Annotated in this window: 2 protein-coding genes; both read right to left on the bottom strand. The window is 38.6% G+C overall.

From position 1 onward, the window contains the following. On the bottom strand, positions 1-229 hold a 229-nt coding region (ilvN, locus tag N3F66_15045), incomplete at its 3' end, for an acetolactate synthase small subunit (GenBank protein MCX8125463.1). Next, on the bottom strand, positions 226-1,220 hold a 995-nt coding region (locus N3F66_15040), incomplete at its 5' end, for a thiamine pyrophosphate-dependent enzyme (protein MCX8125462.1). The genes ilvN and N3F66_15040, both read right to left, overlap by 4 nt.

Here is a 1,220-nt window from a genome sequence, read left to right as displayed (position 1 = left end):
GATCGGTAACCTTAATAACGTCTATGAGCTTATTAAGCTGCTTTTTCACCTGTTCAATTATTCTATCATCGCCACGAACTACAATTGTCATGACCGATACATCAGGTGATTCTGTTTCGCTTACTGCCAGGGAGTCAATATTATATCCACGTGCAGAGAAAAGCCCAGCAACACGGGCAAGTACACCAAATTTATTTTCAACTTTAACTGAAATTACGTGCTGGCTCATGCTAATTCCCTCATCATCATATCTTTTATAGATTTACCGGCAGGTATCATTGGGTACACATTTTCTTCGCGGTCTACATGGAAATCCAAAATGATTGGCTTGTCTGTAATAGATAGTGCCTTTTCTATTGCCGGAATGACATCAGCTTTCTTTTCAATACGTATGCCAACAGCACCATAAGCATCTGCCAGTTTCACAAAATCAGGCTGGAAGTTGATACATGTGTAAGAATACCGTTTGTTATAAAACAGTTGCTGCCATTGTCTGACCATTCCTAAAAATCCGTTATTGAGTATTGCAACTATTATTGGCAATCGATGCTGCACTGCAACAATGAGTTCTTGTATGTTCATCTGAATTGAACCATCGCCTGCAATATCTATTACACGTTTGTCAGGTCTACCTAATTGAGCACCAATTGCTGCAGGAAATCCAAATCCCATGGTGCCAAGTCCACCCGAAGAAATAAAGGACCTAGGTTTTGAAAAATTATAAAATTGGGAAGCCCACATCTGGTTTTGACCAACTTCTGTACAGATAATAGCATCGCCTTTTGTGAGTTCATAAATTTTTTCAACAACATATTGTGGTTTTATCTTTACGTCGCTGTCTTTATATGTTAATGGATTTTCTTCTTTCATCTTCATAACATAGGCAACCCATTCATCTATCTTTGGTGCCTTTACTATTTTATTCATTTCGGCAAGCACATGCTTTGCATCACCAACTATTGGAACATCAACCGCAACACTTTTACTCACTGATGAAGGATCAATGTCAATGTGTATAACTTTTGCATGAGGAATAAACTCATCAATTTTACCTGTGACCCTATCGTCAAAACGAGCACCAATTGCAATAACAAGATCTGACTGATGCATTGCATGGTTGGCATAATATGTACCATGCATTCCCAACATTTTGAGCGATAACCTATCAGTTTCTGGATACGCTCCCTGTCCTAATAAAGTAGTAGTAATAGGGATACCTG

It is taken from the genome of Spirochaetota bacterium (assembly GCA_026414805.1).
Classification (GTDB): domain Bacteria; phylum Spirochaetota; class UBA4802; order UBA4802; family UB4802; genus UBA4802.
The sequence above is the reverse complement of the archived record's forward strand: the minus strand, read 5'-3'. Positions and strand labels throughout refer to the sequence as shown.